The organism is Hylemonella sp. W303a, from assembly GCF_046452315.1.
In the GTDB taxonomy this organism is placed as follows: Bacteria; Pseudomonadota; Gammaproteobacteria; order Burkholderiales; family Burkholderiaceae_C; genus Hylemonella.
This window is the reverse complement of record NZ_JBKFDG010000017.1, coordinates 1-1,298: the sequence shown is the minus strand read 5'-3', so window position 1 is coordinate 1,298 and position 1,298 is coordinate 1. Positions and strand designations below refer to the sequence as shown.

Below are 1,298 nucleotides of genomic sequence, written 5' to 3'. Positions count from 1 at the left end.
CTTCACGGTCGAACCCAGTTCTTCCATCGAGGCCGCGGTTTCTTCCAGGGCGCTGGCCTGGCTTTCCGTGCGCGCGCTCAGGTCCTGGTTGCCCTGCGCAATCTCGGCGCTCGCCGTCGCCACGCTCTCCGAGCCCTCGCGCACCGCCGTCACCGTGCGAACCAAGGCGTCTTGCATGCGCTTGACCGCGACCAGAACGCTGCTGCCATCGCCGGATCGCACCGCCACGGTCGCGCTGAGGTCGCCGTCGGCAATCCGATTCACAACCTGTGAAACTTCGTGGGGTTCCGCACCCAGTTCGCCGCTGATCTGGCGCGTGATTTGCCATGCAATCAAGGCGCCCAGCAAGGCCATCGACAGAGCGAGCCCAAGAGAAAGCAGCGCGCTGGTCGCAGCGGTTTCAGCTCCGACCTTGGCCAAATTCTGTGCAGTGTCGAAACGCAGCTGTATCGAATCCTCGACCGCCTTGAACAAGGCAAGACGCTTCTCGCGGGCCGTGAACAAACTCTTGTCCGCGCCCACCGTGTCCCCTTGCATGGCCAGCTCCATGGCCTGCGAGGCGATGGCTTCATACGCCTTGCTGTTTTCCTTGATCGCCACGAGCAAGGCCTTGCCTTCTGGGGTGTCAGTGACCTTGTCGAGCTCAGCAATCAGTTTCTCGTTGTCCGCCTTGAGCTTTTCAACCATGTCGCGAAAGCGTGGCTTGAGCTCCAGGTTCGTGCTGATCATCACATTGCGCAAGTTCAAGGCGGCGGCATTCAAGTTGTCCTTGAGCTGGACGAACTGACGCATCTGCGTCATTTGCTGGCCGGACATGATCTCCAGATCAGCCGCCAATCCGTTCATCTTGACCGTGCTGCCCAAGGCGATGACCACCCCCAAAGCGACGACCACACCGAAACCCAGCGCTAAACGCTGCCCCACCTTGAGCTTTTTTGTGCCGAACATGCTTACCCCCTGTATCGATTGATGCGCCACTGATGCTGGTCGAAGCGGTCCGACGCGACGCGCTCACGCCGGTCCATCTCTTGGCCGCCCGTGCCCGAGAGCCAGAAGCTCAACGCAAGGCCAGCAAGGAAGGCCGTGGGCCACCGCTGGCGCCGCTCGCAGGGTTGCCGCCGCTGCCCAGCTTGAACACCGCCACGGTCTGCACCAGCTCCTGCGATTGCGAACGCAGGCTCGACGCCGCCGCCGCCATCTCCTCCACCAGCGCCGCGTTCTGCTGCGTCGCCTGGTCCATGTTCGTCACCGCCTCGCCCACTTGCGCCACCCCAGCGCTCTGCTCCGCGCTGGCCGCA

Annotated in this window: 2 protein-coding genes; both read right to left on the bottom strand. The window is 63.0% G+C overall.

What is annotated here, in order from left to right; genetic code table 11:
• A partial coding sequence (locus ACLBKS_RS16430) for an MCP four helix bundle domain-containing protein (RefSeq protein ID WP_410193880.1) occupies nt 1–948 on the bottom strand: 948 nt, incomplete at its 3' end.
• Nucleotides 949–1,057: 109 nt separating this feature from the next.
• Nucleotides 1,058–1,298 (bottom strand): methyl-accepting chemotaxis protein (locus ACLBKS_RS16425; RefSeq protein ID WP_410193879.1); only part of this gene is annotated, 241 nt, incomplete at its 5' end.